We start from the raw sequence: 19,833 nt of genomic DNA, 5'->3' as shown, positions 1-19,833 counted from the left end.
TATCGGTCATAAAGACATTGTCTGTGTGCCTGTCTCGGGCATCACGCTTCGATCCACAGAATGCTAAGGGTATAGCAACTAACGCTATGATTCACCTTGTGGCTCTGGATATTTAAAACTTATTTTTAACGAACGGTCTTTAATGCCCCGTTCAGATGTCATTGGTAACGGTTAAATAATGAACAAAACTGCCTTTTACGCCGATTTGAATCGCGATATGCGCGCCTTACTGGCGGGAGAAACGGCGTTCCTCGCCGCGATGGGAAACTTTAGCGCGCTGCTGTACGAACGTCTCGATGGCGTGAACTGGGCAGGTTTCTACCTGCTGACGGAAGCGGATACGCTGGTGCTGGGCCCGTTCCAGGGCAAAATCGCCTGTGTGCGCATTCCGGTCGGTAAAGGTGTGTGTGGCACGGCGCTGGCAGAAGAAAAAGTGCAACGCGTAGATGATGTGCATGCCTTCCCGGGCCACATCGCCTGTGACGCTGCCAGCAATGCTGAGATTGTGATTCCTCTGAAAGTGAATGGCACTGTGGTTGGGGTGCTGGACATCGACAGCGTGGCGTACAATCGCTTTGACAGCGACGACGAATCGGGGCTGGTCACACTGACTGATGGGCTTTGTGAAGTGCTTGCGAACAGCGACTTAGAAAAATATCTGCAGCTGACGCGCAGCTAATCGACTGGATCACATGGCATTTAGCGATGTTGTCATTATAATGTCGCCTGTTCATGCCTGCGCTGGTCGGCAAACCCGTTGTAATCAGGAAATTTCATGGAAAATCAACCTAAGTTGAATAGCAGTAAAGAAGTCATCACTTTTCTGGCGGAGCGCTTTCCGCACTGCTTTAGCGCTGAAGGTGAAGCGCGTCCGCTCAAAATCGGTATCTTTCAGGATCTGGTCGAGCGTGTTCAGGGCGAAATGGGTCTGAGCAAAACACAGCTGCGTTCCGCGCTGCGTCTCTATACGTCAAGCTGGCGTTATCTGTACGGCATCAAAGCCGGTGCTATCCGTGTCGATCTCGACGGTAACGCCTGTGGCGTGCTGGATGAGCAACACGTTGAGCATGCACGCAAGCAACTGGAAGAAGCGAAAGCACGCGTCCAGGCGCAGCGTGACCAGCAGCGCGCCGCGCGTCGTGAAGCAGGCGAAAGCGAAGAGGGCGCGGCACCGCGTCGTCCACGCAAGCCCGCGGCACGTAAGCCTGCAGAAGGCGAAGCCGCGCGTAAACCGCGTCCGCAGACCACTGCACCGCGTGCGACCGCCTCACAGCATCGCAAGCCAGCCCCACGTCCGGAGCAGGAAGCCCGACCCATCACTGATACCTCAACTTTGCAACCCGGCCAGAGTATTAAAGTTAAAGCAGGCAAAAGTGCGATGGACGCTACCGTTCTTGAAGTATCAAAAGACGGCGTTCGGGTCCAGCTCGCTTCCGGCATGGCAATGATTGTGCGCGCAGAACACTTGCAGTTCTGAAACGGAGGCTAACCCCGGCATGAACACCCTTTTTAAAGTTGGACTTATTGCGGGCCTGCTATTAGCAGGCCCAACCTTCGGCGCGGAGAACATTACCCGCGCCGATCAGATTCCCCAGCTTCACGAAGATCCGCAAGATCCGACGGTCAGTGAGCGCGTAACCTCGCGCTTTACCCGTTCCCACTATCGCCAGTTCGACCTGGATCAGAACTTTTCAGCGAAAATTTTTGATCGCTATCTGAACATGCTCGACTACAGCCACAATGTGCTGCTGGCGTCAGATGTGGCGAAGTTTGCCAGCAAAAAAACCACCGTCGGCGATGAGCTGCGCAGTGGCAAGCTGGATCTCTTTTACGATATTTATAATCTGGCGCAGAAACGCCGTTTTGAGCGCTATCAATATGCGCTGACGGTGCTGGCTCGTCCGATGAATTTCAGCGGCAATGACACTATCGACATTGACCGCGCGAAAGCACCCTGGCCAAAAGATCAGTCTGAACTGAATGCGCTGTGGGATGCCAAGGTCAAATATGATCAGCTGAGTCTGAAGCTGGCGGGTAAAGATGATAACGAGATCCGCGACGTTCTGACCAAGCGTTACAACTTCGCTATCCGTCGTCTGGCCCAGAGCAACGGTGAAGATGTTTTCCAGCTGGTGATGAACGCTTTTGCCCGCGAAATCGATCCGCACACCAGTTATCTGTCGCCGCGTAACACCGAGCAGTTCAACACCGAGATGAGCCTGTCACTGGAAGGCATCGGTGCGGTTCTGCAGATGGATGACGACTATACGGTGATCAACTCGATGGTCGCAGGCGGCCCGGCCGCGAAGAGCAAAGCCATTACCGTTGGCGATCGCATCGTCGGTGTGGGTCAGCCAGGCAAGCCGATGGAAGATGTGATCGGCTGGCGTCTGGATGATGTCGTGGCAAAAATTAAAGGACCTAAGGGCAGCAAAGTGCGCCTGGAAGTTCTGCCAGCCGGTAAGGGTACCAAAACCCGTACTGTGACGCTGACGCGTGAGAAAATCCGTCTGGAAGATCGCGCGGTTAAATTGACCATCAAAAATGTCGGCAAGCAGAAAGTGGGCGTGCTCGATATTCCTGGTTTCTATGTCGGCCTCACCGACGACGTGAAAGTACAGCTGCAGAAACTGCAGAAACAGAACGTCGACAGTGTGGTGATCGATCTGCGTACCAACGGCGGCGGCGCGCTGACCGAAGCAGTCTCGCTTTCCGGTCTGTTTATTCCGAGTGGTCCGGTAGTTCAGGTACGCGACAACAATGGTCGGATTCGTGAAGACAGCGATAACGACGGCGTTGTCTACTACAAAGGACCGCTGGTGGTGCTGGTCGATCGCTTCAGCGCCTCAGCTTCTGAGATCTTTGCTGCCGCGATGCAGGATTACGGTCGCGCGGTGATTGTTGGCGAGCCAACCTTTGGTAAAGGCACCGTTCAGCAGTATCGCTCTCTGAACCGCATTTACGATCAGATGCTGCGTCCGGAGTGGCCTGCGTTAGGCTCCGTTTCTTACACCATTCAGAAGTTCTATCGCATTAACGGCGGCAGTACACAGCGTAAAGGCGTCACGCCGGATCTGCTGATGCCAACCGGCGTTGAAGCGGCTGAAACCGGTGAGAAATTTGAAGATAACGCACTGCCGTGGGACAGCATCAAAGCGGCGACCTATGTCAAAACAGGTGATGTGAAACCGCTGGTAGTGCAGCTGACTAAGCAGCATGCTGACCGCATCGCTCAGGATCGCGAGTTCCAGTACATCATGAAGGACATTGCTCGTTACAATGCCCTGAAAGATAAGCGCAACATCGTGTCGCTTAATCTCGCTCAGCGCGAGAAAGAGAACCACGAAGATGATGCGTCTCGTCTGGAGCGGATCAACGCGCGCTATCAGGCCGAAGGCAAAAAACCGCTGAAAAATCTGGATGAGTTGCCGAAAGATTATAAAGAGCCGGATCCCTATCTTGATGAGACGGTGAAGATCGCTAACGATCTTGCGCAGCTGGAGAAATCCCAGCCAGAGGCGCCAGCGGCTAAATAATCCGCTGTTGCCAGAAAAAGCACCGCTCAGCGGTGCTTTTTTTTGTACTCAGAAAAGTTTCCAGTAAGCAATGATTAGCGCTGGTGAAGGTGCCTGAAGGCTGGGCTCCTCATCAGGCGTGTCAGAATGTAAAGTTATGTCTTTTTAGGCACTTAAACGTTAAGGTTGCTTGAAAAGCAGCCCAATGCCCATAGGATATGGATCCGCGTATAGGCGCGTGAACTACTGAGGAAGATTAACAAAAATGATGCGTATTGCTCTTTTCCTGATGACCAACCTGGCTGTGATGTTGGTATTCGGGCTGATTCTCAGCCTGACAGGGATCCAGTCAAGCAGTGTTCAGGGCCTGATGATCATGGCAGGCCTGTTTGGCTTCGGCGGTGCGTTTGTTTCACTGCTGATGTCGAAGTGGATGGCACTGCGATCGGTTGGCGGTGAAGTGATTGAACAGCCACGCAACGAAACCGAGCGCTGGCTGGTGGATACAATTGGCCGTCAGGCACAACAGGCGGGTATTGCGATGCCACAGGTGGCGATCTATCACGCACCTGACATCAACGCCTTTGCGACTGGCGCACGGCGTAACGCCTCACTGGTTGCTGTCTCAACCGGTCTGCTGCAGAACATGAGCCGTGATGAAGCGGAAGCGGTGCTGGCACACGAAGTGTCACACATCGCCAACGGCGACATGATCACCATGACGCTGATTCAGGGTGTGGTGAACACCTTTGTGATTTTCGTTTCTCGTATTCTGGCGCAGATCGCGGCGGGCTTTATGTCCGGCAACCGCGATGGTGAGGAGAGCAGCAACGGCAACCCGCTGGTCTACTTTGCGGTGTCGATGGTGCTGGAACTGGTGTTTGGTATTCTCGCCAGCATCATCACCATGTGGTTCTCGCGTCACCGTGAGTTCCATGCCGATGCCGGTTCAGCGAAGCTGGTAGGTCGTGAGAAGATGATTGCGGCGCTACAGCGCCTGAAAACCAGCTACGAACCGCAGGAGCCGAGCAGCATGATGGCGTTCTGTATCAATGGTAAGGGCAAATCGTTCAGCGAGCTATTTATGTCGCATCCGCCGTTAGATAAGCGTATTGAAGCACTGCGTAGCGGTCAGTATCTGAAGTAGCGTTAAGCAGAGCAGAAAAGGCGACCCTGGGTCTAATGCTGGTCAGTTAAGATTAGATTTGTAAAGGCTGTCACGGTCAAACGTGGCAGCTTTTTTTATGGGCGAACGAGCCGCAGTGCGGGCCAGCGCACCTCTGCTGCTGCCGGGCCGTCCTCGCGCCGCTCACGCGGTACCTTCGGCTTTAGACGTCGTGCCGACGAACCGTTCGGGAATCGGCCCTCCCTGGCCTACCGTCACGCCTCAGTGCTGCGGATAGCCCTTTTAGCAGCAGCGGCGCTCAGGCTTCCACTTTCGTGCCCTTTCTGACAATACACACTGAAGTTTCAGAGCAGGCTGGGGCCGGGCAGGGGCAGGCAATCCGCAGCGCTGAACAGAATGAGTCTGCCAGGAGAGCCCGCAGGACGCGGGCGAAAGGCGGGGCGGCACAGGATGTGCCATCCCCGGCGGTCCGTCAGGCAGAGGAATGACGTGAAGGAACCGCGCAGCGGCGCGAGGACCGCCAGCCCCTGCACGGTGCCAGACTGCGTTATCACCTGTCGCTTAACTGACTGGCATTAACCCTGTGTCGCCTTTTCTGTTTCTGCCATCAGGCGCGGGTCTGCGTCATCCGTGACACACTGACCAGCGCGGCCACGGCGGCAAAGCTGCCCGCCAGCAGCAGCGAAGCGTGCGTCCCGCGTTCATCAAACAGATTAAACATCAGCGCGACCAGTGCAGCACCCATACTCTGGCCCAGCAGGCGCGCGGTGCCCAGCATGCCGCTGGCGCCGCCGCTGCGATGACGCGGAGCAGAGGTGACAATAGTGTGGTTGTTGGGTGACTGAAACAGTCCAAAACCGGCACCGCACAGCATCATACGCCAGATAATGTCGCCATCACCCGGGTTGGCCGGCAGCCAGGCGAGCAGAAACAGCCCCAGGGCGAACATGGCCAGCCCGATGCCGCCCAGCAGCCCGGCATGCACCCGTTCAATCAGCCGGCCGGCAATCGGCGCAAATACCATGGTTGCCAGCGGCCAGGGCGTCAGCAGTAAACCGGTTGCCACCTCATCACGCTGCAGGACGTTTTGCAGAAAGAAGGGCAGCGACACCATCGCCAGCATCTGCGCGCAGAACGAACAGACCGACGTTCCCATCGACAGGCTGAAAATCGGGATACGCAGCAGATCAACCGGCAGCAGCGGCACCGCCATGTTTAACTGACGACGAATAAAGAACCAGCCCACAACCAGCAGAGCAATGACCTCCGACAGCACCAGCAGATGACTCTGTCCCTGTGCAAACCCGCTCAGCGCAGAGATGATCAGACCAAAGAACAGGGCGTTCATGATCGCGCTGGGGACATCAAATTTCTGCGCCGTCGCTTTCTGCGGATTATCAGGCAGCGTGCGCAGCGCCAGCCAGAGCGCAATGGCACCCAGCGGGACATTAATCAGAAACAGCCACTTCCAGCTTGCCACCGAAAGAATCGCTGCGGCGACCGTCGGGCCTGCCGCGGTTGAAACCGCCACGACCAGCGAGTTGATCGCCATGCCGCGTCCCAGATGACGCTGCGGATAGATAATGCGTATCAGCGCGGTATTCACACTCATCAGCGCTGCACCCCCTAACCCCTGCAGCACGCGGGCGAAAGTCAGCATGGTCAGGGTGGTGGAGAAGGCGCAGAACAGCGAAGTGGCAATAAACAGCGCCAGGCCCGCCTGATAGACGCGGCGATAACCCAGCATGTCGCCCAGAAAGGAGAGCGACAGCAGCGAGACGATAATCGCAATCTGATAGGCATTCACTATCCAGATCGACTGCGCCGGGCTGGCATTCAGTTCGCGTGAGATAGTGGGCAGGGCAACATTGGCAATCGCGCCATCCAGCACCGCCATGGTCAGACCCAGCGCGATGGTGACGATTGCCATATAGCGCTGACGCGCGGGTAATCCATCCTGAGGAGGAGAGAGTGTCATAAGTAAATTACTAAAGAGGGTGAATATCATCATGCTAATGAAATTAACGCTGAAATGCAGCGATCGGACGGATAAAAAACTGTCTTTAAATATGACGTAATGGTTAAAGCATTGCTGCCTTCGTATGCCTCACTCTATACTGACAGTCCGTTCCATTTTTTTTGAAACAGGTTTAACAAGGTGCGCGATGTCCTCTGCTGAAAATGATAAACAGCCCGATTCCGTCTCTTCGGTACTTAAAGTGTTCGGCATTCTGCAGGCGCTGGGTGAAGAGCGCGATCACGGTATTACTGAGCTCGCGCAGCGCGTGATGATGTCAAAAAGCACCGTTTACCGTTTCCTGCAGACCATGAAGTCGCTGGGTTATGTCACGCAGGAAGGTGAGAGCGAGAAGTACTCACTGACACTGAAGCTGTTTGAGCTGGGAGCTAAAGCGCTGCAGAACGTCGATTTAATCCGCAGTGCGGATGTGCAGATGCGTGAGCTTTCGCGTCTGACCAAAGAGACCATTCATCTGGGGGCGCTGGAAGAGGACAGTATTGTCTACATCCACAAAATAGACTCCCTCTACAACCTGCGTATGTATTCGCGCATTGGCCGTCGTAATCCGCTGCATACCACCGCAATTGGGAAAGTTCTGCTCGCCTGGCGCGATCGCAGCGAGGTTGAGGAGATCCTGCGGGACGTCGAGTTCAAACGGAGCACGGCCAATACGCTGTTAAGCGCGGAGGCGTTAATTACGGCGCTGGATCAGGTAAGAACGCAGGGCTATGGTGAAGATAACGAAGAGCAGGAAGAGGGTTTACGCTGCCTCGCTGTGCCGGTATTTGACCGTTTTGGCGTGGTGATTGCGGGACTGAGTATCTCTTTTCCCACCATTCGCTTTTCAGAAGATGCCCGCCAGGATTACGTGGCCATGTTGCATCGGGCGGCGCGCACGCTCTCCTCAGAGATGGGCTATCACGACTATCCGTTCTGAAAACAGCGGGCCATGTGGCCCGCTGTTTTGTTAATTATCGATCACTTCTCCGCTTTTCTTCAGCAACGGACAATCAGTCACGCCCACCACGCCACTGTCAGTATGCAGATACTGCGCACTGATCACACCGCGAGCGGTCAGATAGCTGCACTGCAGGCCAAGGCCGGCTGCATTTTTAGTACTGCCGGTTAATACGCCATAGCCGGTAAACAGCATCGCCAGCCAGATCACCGCCAGCAAGCCTACCGTACGAATAAACAGTTTCATTATGTCTCCTTGTGAAAGATAACTCAGCGCTCCACCTGGTGCCGCCGGTTATGATGATATCAGCATGCCTCGCTTTTCTGGTGGGATCGATCAGAGATAACTGAAACGGCAAATTCTGCATTGATGTTAACCCCATTATCTTTTGCGATGGCGACAGGTAGAATGGGCGGTTGCCATGTTCTGGCGTTTCCACTGAGTTTTACGAGGCAGTTATGAATGAGTTAGCCGCAAATTCGGGCCCACTGGTCAGCTATGGCTTGCTGGTCATTATTTTGATTGTGGCGTTTATCGCCTGGTTCTTTGTCAACCGCGCCAGTGTGCGCGCCGGTGAGCAAATCCGCTTACTGGAATCTTTGCTGGAAGAGCAGAAGAAACAGAATCAGCTGCTGCGCCGTCTGATTGAGATGCAGCCAGGGGCAGAGAGTAAAAAAACCGATGACGATCGCGAGAAACGCGACTTTATCCGGTTGATTCCGGAACGATAATCACAGCAGAGAGGCGGGATGGTCTGGAAAAATCCGTGGTATGACAGCAGCAAAGCGCATCACACGCCCGAGGGATTCTGCAATCCTGAACCGGAACGGCGCAAGCCGGGCGATCTGCAGCGCTGGCGCAGGGATCGCAAAGCGCAGGGGCTGCCGCTGCCACCGCAGCAGGGCTACAGGGCTTTCACCGAACAGTGGTGGCAGCCCGCTGATATCAGCGGCAGTGACGATCGCATCTGGTGGCTGGGACATGCCGCCGTGCTGCTGCGACTGAACCAGCACTATATTCTGATCGATCCCGCACTCTCGTCACGCGCCTCGCCACTCTCTTTTGCCGGGCCGCAGCGAAAAACGCCAGCACCGCTTAGCATCGCTGATCTGCCGCGTCTGGATGTCGTGCTTATTTCACATAACCATTACGATCATCTTGATCGGCCGACGGTTAAAGCGATCGTCCGGCGTTTTCCGCAGGCGACCTTCATTGTGCCGCTGGGCCTGGAAAAATGGTGCAGGGCGCGGGGCGTGAAACAGGTCCATCAGCTCGACTGGTGGCAACAGTTTACTGTCGGCGACCTCTGTTTTGATGCGGTGCCGGCACGTCACTGGAGTATGCGAACGCCGCGCGATCGAAACCGTTCGCTCTGGTGCGGCTGGGTCGTGCGTTCTGCCTCCGTGCGTTTCTGGTTCTCAGGCGACAGCGGCTACAGCGATAGCCTGCCGGAGATTGCTGCCCGACTCGGCCCGTTCAGCCTGGCGGCTTTGCCGATTGGCGCTTATGCACCTGAATGGTTCATGGCGGGCCAACATATGAATCCCGATCAGGCGGTGGCGCTATGGCAGGCAGCAGGCAGGCCACTGACGCTGCCCATCCACTGGGGCGTGTTCGAACTGGCCGATGAGTCGCTTGATGCACCACCCAAAGAACTGGCGGATGCGCTGCTGCGGGCAAACGAGCAAAAGGGCGGTTTCGCACCGTGGCGAATAGGCGAAAGCCGCGGGCTGAATAAGGATACCCAGGAATTATCCTAAAACCTCAAAGTTAAAACAAAAGCCCGTTTTTATTATCTGATATCAATTTTTCAAATCAAAAGTTAAATTCTTAATAAGTAAAATCGGGCTCAATGCTTTTATTTGGAGCAGGACGACTGTCTGGCTCCTGCTTTTGGTGCAAAAAAAGTGTTATCTGTACGAAATAAAAGGCGCTGTACAGGATTGAAGCCGGATTATTGATATTTTCAACTTTTCGCGCTTCGCTTATTCATTCTGTTATTGCCATATTTGTGAAATATTAATTTCTTATGGTATCCATTGGGTTAGACCCGACAACAGAGGCCGGAGAGGGGTCTGGCCGGAGAGCGTGCTTAATTTGCATCGGCATTTGTAAGCGCCACAGAACAGGCAATGTGAGCCTTCTGGCAATTATGTGCGCAGGCTGGCTGAGGCCCTTAAAAATGGCTTGCCATTGTTTTTAGGATATGTGATAACAAATCCTGAGTTAAACGAGGTACAGTTCTGTTTATGCATGGCATCTTCTGTAAAGAAGTCTGTAAAGAAGAACGAGTAAAGACGTTGACGTTGAATACCGCTTCCTTGCCGAACCTTAATTAGTGCCTCATGCAGTAATGTCTCTGGTTTTTCTGTACGACAGCCTTCGGGCTAAATAAACATCTAAAGGAATTTGCAAAATGGCAAAGATTAAAGGTCAGGTTAAGTGGTTCAACGAGTCTAAAGGTTTTGGTTTTATCACCCCTGCTGACGGTAGCAAAGATGTGTTCGTTCACTTCTCCGCTATTCAGGGCAATGGTTTCAAAACCCTGGCTGAAGGCCAGAGCGTTGAGTTCGAAATTCAGGACGGCCAGAAAGGCCCGGCAGCCGTTAACGTTACGGCTATCTGATTCAACTCCGCCTCGGTGCATTGCACCCTGACATGAAATCTCAAAGCCCTGGCTTCTCAGCCGGGGCTTTCTTTATGCTTCCGATGCGTAAACGTTAAGGTTACACTGCGCCGCGTTATCTGATGCCGGAGCACCCTATGTCCCTGATTTGCCCTCTTTGTCATTCTCCTCTCGCCTTTACTGCGCGCAGCTGGTGCTGCGAGAATCGCCATCAGTTTGATCAGGCAAAAGAAGGGTATGTCAATCTGCTGCCCGTTCAGCATAAACGGTCACGTGAACCGGGTGACAGTGCAGAGATGATGCAGGCACGACGCGAATTTCTTGAGGCAGGCTACTACCAGCCGCTGCGTGATCGGGTCGTCAGCCTGCTTGCGCCCGCGCTGAGCCAGCCGGAGTGCAAAATCCTTGATATCGGCTGTGGCGAAGGTTACTACACCGCCGCACTGGCTGACGCAGCAGGCGAGGATGGGCAGGTCTATGGGCTGGATGTCGCCAGAATGGCGATCCGGCTGGCAGCAAAGCGCTATCCGGCCGTGCGCTTCTGCGTCGCCTCCAGCCAGCGCTTACCCTTTGCCGATCACGCCCTGGATGCGGTTGTCCGAATCTACGCACCCTGCAATGAAGCGGAACTGGCGCGCGTGCTGAAGCCGGGTGGCCTGGTACTGACCGTGACACCGGGCCCGCATCATCTGCAGCAGTTCAAGGCGCTGATTTACCGCGAAGTGCAGTTGCATGTGTCGGAGCAGAAAGCGTATCCCGGATTCCGGCAGGTGGCGCAGCATGCGCTGCGTTACCCGATGGCATTAACCGGCGCAGCCGCGACGACCCTGCTTCAGATGACGCCGTTCGCCTGGCGGGCGCGTGAAGAGGTCTGGCAGACCCTGCAGCAGAGCGAGCAGTTCAGCTGCGACGCAGACTTTACCCTGACTGTGTGGCAGCGCGACTAGCGCGCCTCGACCAGGGTGTTATAGATGCGCTCCAGATCGTCGAGTTGCTGTACCGCGATCAGCAGCCGACGCTGTTCCAGCTGAATCACCAGAATGCCATCCTCAGAGAGATTCATGCCCTGAATTCGCCGGTAATCGATCCAGACACCGGCGTAAAACAGCCCCTCACTTTTCATCAGCAGCGTTGGCTTTCGCAGCCAGAATAGCCAGAACGCCAGAAAACTCAGCACCATCAGCAGTGAGGTGGTGAGCTGCGGGCCGTGATGGCTGACGTTGTTCCACAGCAGGATCAGCAGCAGGCCGATGAAAATCAGGCTATCCAGCTTATGCTGCCTGCGCAGCGCAACCCGTAAGCGGGTCGGGCCGTGGCGACGCGGCAGAATCGCCTCATGATAAATGGCAAACCCCATCAGGGCGGCAATACAACACGCAATCAGCGCATCGGTTAATGACATCACAGCTACCTCAAACAGGGTGAGCTCAGCCGGTTGTGGCTCAGCTCACCACGCTTAAAAGCCGGGAGCGCAGGCTCCCGGCCGGGTGAAATTACAGACCGAGCAGGCCGATCCAGTAACCAAAGATACCGATAGCAAAGAAGCCGACGATAATCCACAGCGCGTTCACTTTACGGCGTAACAGCCACATACAGCCAAAGGTCAGCAGCAGCGGCACCACGCCCGGCATCAGCTGATCGAGGATCGACTGTACGGTGGTGACGGTGGTTTTACCGGTCGAGTCGGTAATACGTGACACCACCAGCGGGATGTTTACGTGTGTCCACTTGTTGACCAGCGCCCCCATGACAAACAGGCCGAGAATCGACGCCCCCTCCGTGAGTTTCTGCAGGAAACCGCCGCCCATATCACTGACGATATCGATCCCTTTGCGATAGCCATAGGCCACGCCGTAGTAGCGGGTCAGCAGACGTGCCAGGTTAAACAGCACAAAGAAGAGCAGCGGACCCAGCAGACTGCCACTCATGGCGATACCGGCTCCCAGTGCGGCAAACACCGGGCGCACCGTACCCCAGAAGATCGGGTCGCCAACACCGGCCAGCGGTCCCATCAGGCCGACTTTAAGGCCGTTAATCGCGCCATCGTCGATCGGTGCGCCGTTAGCACGCTGCTCTTCCATCGCCATAGTCACGCCCAGAACCGGCGCGGCCACATAAGGATGGGTATTAAAGAACTCCAGATGACGCTTAATCGCCTGCTTACGATCATCATTGTTCTCAGGATAGAGACGGCGGATCACCGGCACCATTGAGAAGCAGAAGCCCAGCGCCTGCATGCGTTCAAAGTTCCATGAACCCTGGAACAGATTAGAGCGCAGAAAGACGGCGCGAACATCACCGGGTGTCAGTTTCTTTTCGACTTTCGTAATATCAACCATGTGCTCACCTGTTCCTTAATCGAGTTCGTTATCAAGATCGTTTGCGGTCGCAGCACCTGTTGGTGCTCCCGCCACACGGTTGTATTTCGGGCTGAGCTGAATGTAGAGCACCGCCATGACCACGCCAATGACGCCCAGCGCCACCAGGTTAAAGTTGGTGAAGGCCGCGGTGACGAAGCCCAGGTAAAAGAACGGCATCAGGTAGCCTGCGCGCATCATGTTGATGACCATCGCATAACCGACCACCACAATCATGCCACCGGCGATATTCAGGCCGTTGGTCACCACGTCCGGAATAGAGCTGAGTAAGGCGTGAACCGCACTGGTGCCGACCGAAATCGCCACAATCAGCGCCGGGATGGCGATACGCATCGCCTGTAACAGCAGGGCAGAGACGTGGATCCAGGAGATAGCCGTAAGGTTGCCTTTCTCTGCGGCTTTGTCAGCCGCATGCTGGAAGGCGACGGTCAGCGTACGCACGATAATGGTCAGTACCTGTCCGGCGGCGGCCAGCGGAATCGCCAGCGCAATACCGGCACCCACACTTTGACCGCCAGCGATAACCAGGATGGTCGAGATAATGGAGGCGAGGGCGGCATCAGGCGCAACGGCGGCACCGATGTTCATCCAGCCCAGCGCAATCATCTCCAGCGTACCGCCGATAATAATGCCGGTTTTCATATCACCCAGCACCATACCAATCAGGGTACAGGCCACCAGGGGACGGTGAAACTGGAACTCATCCAGAATCGACCCCATACCGGCAATACAGGCGACAATAAAAATCAAAATAATTTGTAGCGAGGTTATTTCCATCATACTTCTTGTCCTCAGCAGGATAACCAGGAGCCCGGAAACGCAGGCGCATAAGTGCTTCTGTTACGCGTTAACTTTCGCGATCAGATCCATCATTTTCAGTTTCTGGTCACTGGAAACTTTACGCACTTCCAGTTCAATATTGCGTTCATGGAGTTTGCGGAATGCGGCAATATCTTTTTCATCGACCGAGACCGCATTATTGACCTGAGTTTTCCCCTGGCGGAACGCCATACCGCCGATGTTGACGGTTTTAATATCGACACCCTGTTCCACCACGCGCAGTACATCGGTGGGGTTGGTAAACAGCAGCATCACGCGATCCTGACCATACTTCGGGTTATTCCACACCCGCACCATCTTATCGACATCCACCACATGGGCCGTGACGCCGGGCGGAGCAACCTGTGTCAGCAGGGTTTTGCGCACATGATCGTTGGCCACTTCATCGCTGACTACGATAATGCGCTGAACGTTGGTCTCTTTGGTCCAGCGCGTTGCCACCTGCCCATGAATCAGACGGTCATCAATGCGTGTCAGCCCGATTTTCATGTGGTCACCAGGCGCCATCGGCTTAGCCGGTTGCACCGCAGCGGCCGGTTTCACCGCCACTGGCGCCGGCGCTTCTTCTTTGGCTTTCAGGGCTTTGACGCCTTCACGGCCGGTCTCCACCGCCACGGCGACCAGCTCGTCAAAACCGGGATTGTCATCGCGCGCCATCAGGGTTTCGACCAGCATCGGGATATTGACCCCGGCGATGACCTCATACTGCGGTTTGTCGACCACGATGCGACTGGCCGCATTAAACGGACTGCCACCCCAGGTATCAACTAAAAACAGGACTCCCTGCGTCGTATCAAGTTCTGCCAGTCGTGCCTGATATTTTTCAATCAGCGTTTCTGCATTTTCACCGGGGACAAAATCTATCCAGCCGACATTGTCCTGCTCGCCCAACAGCATTTCTGCTGTTTTCAGCAGTTGTTCCGCTGCCCAGCCGTGTGTACCAATTACTATCGCAATGGTCACGTGCTACCTCCGTTCGCTAGAGATGCTCATCTGAGTCAATGAACTGTATTGAATTGCTTTGATGATCTGTTTAACCGGATGATTCGAATTATCGGTATAGCGTCGAAAAAACATGGGTTAACTACGTCAAGGCGGTAAAGTCGCGATTTATTTTAGTGATCGAAAAAATAAATTATGTGATGTCTGTCAGCTATTCATCCTGTGAAGTGACCAGTAACCCTTTTTATGCGCCTGATCATCCGTCAGGCAGATTGTAAAAATAAGAAAATTTTTTGACGCAATTCGCCGACCTGATACATTAACGTTCTGTTTATTACTCAGGAGTAACGGGCTTCAGCCCACCTTTATGGATCGTCACCGACGTCGCTTAATCTGTTCTTTGCGCCTGCTGGCGCGTCACCCTTCGCCTCACGGCGTTTTCACCGCTTTCCCGACTACCTGCATGTCACGCATTGCTGCGCTGATAAGCGGCACCGCGATCTGTTCCCTGTTCTGGAGTCATAAATAATGGAATTTTTATTCGACCCCTCAATCTGGGCGGGTTTACTGACGCTCGTGGTGCTGGAAATCGTACTCGGCATTGATAACCTGGTCTTTATTGCCATCCTGGCCGACAAACTGCCGCCGAAGCAGCGTGATAAAGCACGCCTGATTGGCCTGTCACTGGCGCTGGTCATGCGTCTGGGTCTGCTGTCGCTGATCTCCTGGATGGTGACGCTGACGACGCCTCTCTTTAGCGTAGGCGGTTTCAGCTTTGCCGGTCGTGATTTAATTCTGCTGGCGGGTGGTCTGTTCCTGTTGTTTAAGGCGACCATGGAGCTGCACGAGCGGCTGGAGAACCGGCAGCTCGACGGATCCGGTAATCGGGGATATGCCAGTTTCTGGGCTGTCGTGACGCAGATTGTGGTACTGGACGCCGTCTTCTCGCTGGATGCTGTGATTACCGCCGTAGGTATGGTGAACCACCTGCCGGTGATGATGACCGCCGTGGTGATTGCGATGGGTGTGATGCTGCTGGCATCTAAGCCGTTAACCAATTTTGTTAACGCGCATCCGACTGTAGTGGTGCTCTGTCTGAGCTTCCTGCTGATGATCGGTCTGTCGCTGGTGGCAGAAGGCTTTGGTTTCCATATTCCTAAAGGCTACCTCTATGCGGCGATTGGCTTCTCGATTCTGATTGAGCTGTTCAACCAGGTTGCACGTCGTAACTTTATCCGCCATCAGTCAAATCGCCCGATGCGTGAACGCACCGCCGAAGCGATTTTACGCCTGATGGGGGGCCGCAACCGTGCCCAGACTGCCAGCAATGGCAACACCAGCAGCAGCGAAGAGGCTGCGCTGGCGGAAGCGATGCCGCAGGAAGCGTTTAAAGATGAAGAGCGCTATATGATTAATGGCGTGCTGACGCTGGCTTCCCGCTCGATTCGCAGCATCATGACGCCGCGAGGTGAAATCTCCTGGGTCGATGCGAATCGTCCGGTAGATGAGATTCGCGGTCAGCTGCTTGATACCCCACACAGCCTGTTCCCGGTCTGTCGGGGTGAACTGGATGAAATTGTCGGGGTAGTGCGAGCCAAAGAGCTACTGGTGGCGCTGGAGCACGGTGTGGATGTGGCGACCTTTGCGGCCAATACACCCACCATCGTGGTGCCGGAGACGCTGGATCCGATAAACCTGCTTGGCGTGCTGCGTCGTGCCAAGGGCAGCTTCGTGATTGTCACCAATGAGTTTGGTGTGGTTCAGGGTCTGATTACGCCGCTGGACGTGCTGGAAGCGATTGCGGGTGAATTCCCGGATGAAGATGAAACGCCCGATATCATTGCGGATGGTGATGGCTGGTTAGTGAAAGGGGGGACCGATCTGCACTCGCTGCAGCAGTTGCTCGACTTCCATGAGCTGGTCGACCCGACAGAAGACCACGCCTCGCTGGCGGGCCTGCTGATTGAGCAGAAAGGGCAGTTACCGCTTCCTGGCGATGTAATTGATATTACTCCGCTGCACTTCCAGATTATCGAAGCGACCGACTACCGTATCGATCTGGTGCGTGTCACTAAAGATAAACCGCATGATGAGGATGAAGAGGGCTAATCGTTCTCGTTGATGCAGAGGCGCTGCCGGGCTTACCGGCCGCGCTGAATTCTCCGACAGCCGCTGGCTCATTGCCGCGGCTGTTTTTTTGTCTGTGGCGTAAGGTCATCAGGCAGGGCGAAACGGGGCTCAGGCGATTGTCACCTGCGGGCATCAGCCTGATGCTGCGCCAGCCACGCCGGGAAATCCTGCAGCGGCATCGGGCGGGCAAAATAGTAGCCCTGCAGATGATCCACGCCGCGTTCGCGCAGATAGGCCGCCTGCTCAGCCGTCTCCACGCCTTCGGCCACCAGACTGATATTCAGGCGCTGGGCCAGCGAAATCACCATATCCGTCACCGTGGCATTAATCGCGTCAGTGCCGATGGCTGCGGTGAAAATCTTGTCGATTTTCAGCACATCTGGCTGCAGATCTTTCAGGTAGGAGAGCGAGCTGTGACCGGTGCCAAAATCATCAATCGCCAGCCGGACACCGATGTCATGCAGTTGCGCAATCACCGACTGGTCCACGACCGGCAGGGCATCGCGCTCGGTGAGCTCTACTACCAGTTTCGGCACCGGATTGGCAGGCCACCACAGGTTGTGCAGATCTTCCAGAATGGCGTGGTCGCGGAAGTGGCTGGCGGCAACGTTAATGGCGATATGGAACGCGGGATCGTCGGGTAGCTGCGGTAACTGTCTCACCACCTCATTCAGTACAAAGCGCGTCAGCGGTTTGATCAGGTTCTGTCGCTCGGCCAGGGGAATAAAGACATCCGGTGCAATCCAGCCCTGACGGGGATTATGCCAGCGCAGCAGTAACTCAATACCGTCGCACTCACCGCTTTTAGTGTTGATCAGCGGCTGGCAATAAACCATAAATTCACGGGCCGTAATGCCATAACTGATTTGCCAGCTCAGGCTCATACGATTTGCGGTCGCCAGCCAGATGATGTAACCCATAAGCAGGCTCAGCAGCAGCGCCAGCGGGAGCTGTGAGGGAAGCGTCGCCAGCGCCAGGCGGGTCGGAGAGGGGCCATAGAGGGTAAGCGTAAACGGATAGCGCAGCGAGCCCTGCTCATAGCTCACTTCATCATCTGCCGGCACCGTGGGCTCGATCAGTGGATTGCCATACTCCAGGCTCTCCCCGTTGACGTTAAAGACAGCGCGTTCCACCCATGGCAACTGCGGCTCCAGCAGATAATTGCTCATCATTTCGATGTTGATCACCTGCAAAATCCCGGAGCGGTTATCCAGGCTCTTTGGCGTCCACAGCAGTAAAATGGGCGAGCCTTTCAGCAGATACTCATCGGTTGCCAGCGTCATACGCTGACTGTTAAAGGCTAAGTCAGGGTAAGTCTGGCTAAAGGGGATGGTGCGCGGCCCATAAATACTGGAGCAGTAGAGCACGTCGTTATCCACCAGCAGAATCGCCCGGACCGTCTGCAGGGAAGAAATTTTTTCGATGAGTGGAAAGCGAACATCCTGACAGGGAACGCCGACCAGACCCAGCGTATTATTGGCTGAAACCTCCAGCGGTGAAAACATCCGGTCAAACCGCATAATCGCTTTATCGGCGAAATCCATCGCCTGCTGCTCGATACGTGACTTCTCTTCGATATAGCGAAAGGCCAGGGTTAATATCAGCACCACGGTGGCGATCGACAGCGCTATCAGCACACGCTTGCGTCTGAATTGTCCAACAGATTGCTGGGCCATAAACATCTGTATTCACCTTCCCAAAAAGCCAGTAAAAAGCAAAACACAACGGGGTGAGTATCGGCACGGTCAGATCAACATTGAGGCCGGAATGCAGAAAAGCGGGTCTGGAAAGTTGCGTAAGCCGGACGGCTGCGCGGAAATCACTCTACCGGTTTAACCTGCGCTGAGATAGCGCAGGATGCGGATTTTATTACGTTTGCACGTTTTTTAGTCAGTTAATCGTTTCGCTTAATCACACTGAACTTTAATCGCCAGACCGCCACGCGAAGTTTCACGGTATTTGGCGTTCATATCTTTGCCGGTTTCATACATTGTCTCGATAACCTTGTCCAGCGAGACGCGGGGTTCGCTGGTGCGTCTAAGTGCCATGCGCGCCGCGTTAATCGCTTTAACCGAGGCGATAGCATTGCGCTCAATGCAGGGCACCTGAACCTGACCGGCTACCGGGTCACAGGTCAGACCAAGGTTATGTTCCATGCCGATTTCAGCCGCCACGCAGACCTGCTCCGGACTGCCGCCCAGCAGTTCAGCCAGACCGGCCGCCGCCATAGAACAGGCGACACCCACTTCACCCTGACAGCCCACTTCCGCGCCTGAAATAGAGGCGTTCATTTTGTACAGCACGCCGATGGCGCCAGAGGCGAGGAAATAGCGCAGGAAAATGTCGGGTGTCACTGGTTCAATGAAGTGATCGTAGTAAGCCAGCACCGCAGGCACGATACCGCAGGCACCGTTAGTTGGCGCGGTCACCACGCGGCCTCCCGCGGCGTTCTCTTCGTTAACGGCCAGCGCATACATATTGATCCAGTCGATTACAATCATCGGATCGCTTGAGTGCTTGTCAGAGGAGGTCAGCAGACGACGCAGGGAGGCGGCGCGACGCGGCACGCGCAGTGGCCCTGGCAACACGCCTTCGGTATTCAGACCGCGATCGATACAGGCCTGCATCGTCTGCCAGATGTTAGTGAAATAGGCATGGATCTCATCGCGGCTGTGCAGCGCCAGCTCATTTTTCATCACCAGACCTGAGAGTGACAGGCCGGTTTCACGACAGTGAGCCAGCAGATCTTTGGCGGAGTGGAACGGCCAGGGCACAGAGACTTCATCCAGTGCCGACTGCCCGAAGTGCTCTTCATCAACAATGAAGCCGCCGCCAACGGAGTAATAGGTCTTTGACAGGATCAGCAGGTCGCCCGCAAACGCGAGCAGGCGCAGGCCATTTTCATGCAGCGAGAGGTTCTCACTGCGAAATACCATGCCGCCTTCGCGCGGGAAATCCACTTCGTGTGCGCCTTTCGCCAGCAGCAGTCGCTCACGCTGCTCAACATCTTTAATAAAGGCGGGGATCGCATCGATATCCACCGTATCCGGCGATTCGCCCGCCAGACCCATAATAATGGCGATATCAGTGTGATGGCCTTTGCCGGTCAGAGAGAGAGAACCGTAAACATCCACGGCGATCCGGGTGACCTCCTGCAGCTTTTCCTGTTCGCACAGCAAATCCACAAACTGTTTACCTGCTTTCATCGGGCCGACAGTATGCGAACTTGAGGGGCCGATGCCCACTTTGAACATGTCGAAAACACTAATCACAGGTGACACTCCTCACAATTATTCTC

The 19,833-nt window shown here is 55.1% G+C and carries 18 protein-coding genes; 10 read left to right on the top strand and 8 right to left on the bottom strand.

Annotation, left to right across the window (positions count from 1 at the left end; translation table 11 throughout):
• The first annotated feature begins 178 nt into the window (after positions 1–178).
• From GVJ63_RS04825 to htpX, 4 genes are all read left to right on the top strand, one after another.
• The gene (locus GVJ63_RS04825; protein ID WP_010258773.1) at positions 179–679 is read left to right on the top strand and encodes a GAF domain-containing protein; all 501 of its coding nucleotides are present in this window, start codon (positions 179–181) and stop codon (positions 677–679) included.
• A 96-nt stretch (positions 680–775) separates the two neighbouring features.
• Positions 776–1,477, top strand: coding sequence for an RNA chaperone ProQ (proQ, locus tag GVJ63_RS04820; RefSeq protein ID WP_010258776.1), 702 nt, complete (start codon positions 776–778; stop codon positions 1,475–1,477).
• Between the two features lie 19 nt (positions 1,478–1,496).
• The gene (gene prc, locus GVJ63_RS04815) at positions 1,497–3,536 is read left to right on the top strand and encodes a carboxy terminal-processing peptidase (protein WP_159226484.1); all 2,040 of its coding nucleotides are present in this window, start codon (positions 1,497–1,499) and stop codon (positions 3,534–3,536) included.
• Positions 3,537–3,780: 244 nt separating this feature from the next.
• Positions 3,781–4,662 carry a protease HtpX gene (gene htpX, locus GVJ63_RS04810; protein WP_003852678.1) on the top strand — a complete coding sequence of 294 codons (882 nt, stop codon included), beginning with the start codon at positions 3,781–3,783 and terminating at the stop codon, positions 4,660–4,662.
• Between the two features lie 586 nt (positions 4,663–5,248).
• Here htpX and GVJ63_RS04805 read toward each other — a convergent pair.
• The gene (locus GVJ63_RS04805; protein WP_022625538.1) at positions 5,249–6,619 is read right to left on the bottom strand and encodes an MFS transporter; all 1,371 of its coding nucleotides are present in this window, start codon (positions 6,617–6,619) and stop codon (positions 5,249–5,251) included.
• Positions 6,620–6,806: 187 nt separating this feature from the next.
• Here GVJ63_RS04805 and kdgR point away from each other — a divergent pair, with 187 nt between their 5' ends.
• Positions 6,807–7,598: a DNA-binding transcriptional regulator KdgR gene (gene kdgR, locus GVJ63_RS04800; RefSeq protein ID WP_010670769.1), complete on the top strand. Its 792-nt coding sequence runs from the start codon at positions 6,807–6,809 to the stop codon at positions 7,596–7,598.
• 30 nt (positions 7,599–7,628) lie between these two features.
• On the opposite strand, the gene GVJ63_RS04795 is transcribed toward kdgR, so the two are convergent.
• Positions 7,629–7,865, bottom strand: a complete 237-nt coding sequence (locus tag GVJ63_RS04795; protein ID WP_010258788.1) for a YobH family protein — start codon at positions 7,863–7,865, stop codon at positions 7,629–7,631.
• Positions 7,866–8,077: 212 nt separating this feature from the next.
• Between GVJ63_RS04795 and GVJ63_RS04790 the strand changes: the two genes are divergently transcribed.
• From GVJ63_RS04790 to rlmA, 4 genes are all read left to right on the top strand, one after another.
• Positions 8,078–8,350: a YebO family protein gene (locus GVJ63_RS04790; RefSeq protein WP_010258793.1), complete on the top strand. Its 273-nt coding sequence runs from the start codon at positions 8,078–8,080 to the stop codon at positions 8,348–8,350.
• Positions 8,351–8,368: 18 nt separating this feature from the next.
• On the top strand, positions 8,369–9,379 hold the full coding sequence (locus GVJ63_RS04785; protein ID WP_154210022.1) for an MBL fold metallo-hydrolase: 1,011 nt from the start codon (positions 8,369–8,371) through the stop codon (positions 9,377–9,379).
• A gap of 656 nt (positions 9,380–10,035) precedes the next feature.
• Positions 10,036–10,245 carry a transcription antiterminator/RNA stability regulator CspE gene (gene cspE / locus GVJ63_RS04775; protein WP_003852684.1) on the top strand — a complete coding sequence of 70 codons (210 nt, stop codon included), beginning with the start codon at positions 10,036–10,038 and terminating at the stop codon, positions 10,243–10,245.
• Between the two features lie 137 nt (positions 10,246–10,382).
• Positions 10,383–11,192 (top strand): 23S rRNA (guanine(745)-N(1))-methyltransferase, encoded by an 810-nt coding sequence (gene rlmA / locus GVJ63_RS04770; RefSeq protein ID WP_159226483.1) that lies wholly within the window; start codon positions 10,383–10,385, stop codon positions 11,190–11,192.
• Here rlmA and GVJ63_RS04765 read toward each other — a convergent pair.
• From GVJ63_RS04765 to manX, 4 genes are all read right to left on the bottom strand, one after another.
• Entirely contained in the window at positions 11,189–11,647 is a 459-nt protein-coding gene (locus GVJ63_RS04765) for a DUF986 family protein (protein ID WP_022625541.1), read from the bottom strand. The two genes, rlmA and GVJ63_RS04765, sit on opposite strands and share 4 nt — an antisense overlap.
• A 91-nt stretch (positions 11,648–11,738) precedes the next feature.
• Positions 11,739–12,584, bottom strand: coding sequence for a PTS mannose transporter subunit IID (locus tag GVJ63_RS04760; protein ID WP_010260523.1), 846 nt, complete (start codon positions 12,582–12,584; stop codon positions 11,739–11,741).
• Between the two features lie 15 nt (positions 12,585–12,599).
• On the bottom strand, positions 12,600–13,400 hold the full coding sequence (locus GVJ63_RS04755) for a PTS mannose/fructose/sorbose transporter subunit IIC (protein WP_010670765.1): 801 nt from the start codon (positions 13,398–13,400) through the stop codon (positions 12,600–12,602).
• Positions 13,401–13,463: 63 nt separating this feature from the next.
• Positions 13,464–14,426, bottom strand: a complete 963-nt coding sequence (gene manX / locus GVJ63_RS04750; protein WP_159226482.1) for a PTS mannose transporter subunit IIAB — start codon at positions 14,424–14,426, stop codon at positions 13,464–13,466.
• A gap of 507 nt (positions 14,427–14,933) precedes the next feature.
• Between manX and GVJ63_RS04745 the strand changes: the two genes are divergently transcribed.
• Positions 14,934–16,514, top strand: a complete 1,581-nt coding sequence (locus tag GVJ63_RS04745; protein WP_010260533.1) for a TerC family protein — start codon at positions 14,934–14,936, stop codon at positions 16,512–16,514.
• A 140-nt stretch (positions 16,515–16,654) separates the two neighbouring features.
• Here the strand turns inward: GVJ63_RS04745 and GVJ63_RS04740 are convergent, their stop codons facing one another.
• The gene (locus GVJ63_RS04740; RefSeq protein WP_159226481.1) at positions 16,655–18,217 is read right to left on the bottom strand and encodes an EAL domain-containing protein; all 1,563 of its coding nucleotides are present in this window, start codon (positions 18,215–18,217) and stop codon (positions 16,655–16,657) included.
• 225 nt (positions 18,218–18,442) lie between these two features.
• Positions 18,443–19,807 carry an L-serine ammonia-lyase gene (locus GVJ63_RS04735; protein WP_010260538.1) on the bottom strand — a complete coding sequence of 455 codons (1,365 nt, stop codon included), beginning with the start codon at positions 19,805–19,807 and terminating at the stop codon, positions 18,443–18,445.
• Positions 19,808–19,833 lie beyond the last annotated feature (26 nt).

Origin of the sequence: Pantoea sp. 18059 (assembly GCF_902706165.1) — a bacterium.
GTDB classification, from domain to species: domain Bacteria; phylum Pseudomonadota; class Gammaproteobacteria; order Enterobacterales; family Enterobacteriaceae; genus Pantoea; species Pantoea agglomerans.
Note: the sequence above shows the minus strand (reverse complement) of the source record. Positions and strands in the feature narration are given on the sequence as shown.

What these genes read in the sequence shown, in the direction of transcription:
- GVJ63_RS04825 (WP_010258773.1), top strand. Translation starts at nt 179, where the DNA reads ATGAACAAAACTGCCTTTTACGCCGATTTGAATCGCGATATGCGCGCC.
- proQ (WP_010258776.1), top strand. Translation starts at nt 776, where the DNA reads ATGGAAAATCAACCTAAGTTGAATAGCAGTAAAGAAGTCATCACTTTT.
- prc (WP_159226484.1), top strand. Translation starts at nt 1,497, where the DNA reads ATGAACACCCTTTTTAAAGTTGGACTTATTGCGGGCCTGCTATTAGCA.
- htpX (WP_003852678.1), top strand. Translation starts at nt 3,781, where the DNA reads ATGATGCGTATTGCTCTTTTCCTGATGACCAACCTGGCTGTGATGTTG.
- GVJ63_RS04805 (WP_022625538.1), bottom strand. Translation starts at nt 6,619, where the DNA reads ATGACACTCTCTCCTCCTCAGGATGGATTACCCGCGCGTCAGCGCTAT.
- kdgR (WP_010670769.1), top strand. Translation starts at nt 6,807, where the DNA reads ATGTCCTCTGCTGAAAATGATAAACAGCCCGATTCCGTCTCTTCGGTA.
- GVJ63_RS04795 (WP_010258788.1), bottom strand. Translation starts at nt 7,865, where the DNA reads ATGAAACTGTTTATTCGTACGGTAGGCTTGCTGGCGGTGATCTGGCTG.
- GVJ63_RS04790 (WP_010258793.1), top strand. Translation starts at nt 8,078, where the DNA reads ATGAATGAGTTAGCCGCAAATTCGGGCCCACTGGTCAGCTATGGCTTG.
- GVJ63_RS04785 (WP_154210022.1), top strand. Translation starts at nt 8,369, where the DNA reads ATGGTCTGGAAAAATCCGTGGTATGACAGCAGCAAAGCGCATCACACG.
- cspE (WP_003852684.1), top strand. Translation starts at nt 10,036, where the DNA reads ATGGCAAAGATTAAAGGTCAGGTTAAGTGGTTCAACGAGTCTAAAGGT.
- rlmA (WP_159226483.1), top strand. Translation starts at nt 10,383, where the DNA reads ATGTCCCTGATTTGCCCTCTTTGTCATTCTCCTCTCGCCTTTACTGCG.
- GVJ63_RS04765 (WP_022625541.1), bottom strand. Translation starts at nt 11,647, where the DNA reads ATGTCATTAACCGATGCGCTGATTGCGTGTTGTATTGCCGCCCTGATG.
- GVJ63_RS04760 (WP_010260523.1), bottom strand. Translation starts at nt 12,584, where the DNA reads ATGGTTGATATTACGAAAGTCGAAAAGAAACTGACACCCGGTGATGTT.
- GVJ63_RS04755 (WP_010670765.1), bottom strand. Translation starts at nt 13,400, where the DNA reads ATGGAAATAACCTCGCTACAAATTATTTTGATTTTTATTGTCGCCTGT.
- GVJ63_RS04745 (WP_010260533.1), top strand. Translation starts at nt 14,934, where the DNA reads ATGGAATTTTTATTCGACCCCTCAATCTGGGCGGGTTTACTGACGCTC.
- GVJ63_RS04740 (WP_159226481.1), bottom strand. Translation starts at nt 18,217, where the DNA reads ATGTTTATGGCCCAGCAATCTGTTGGACAATTCAGACGCAAGCGTGTG.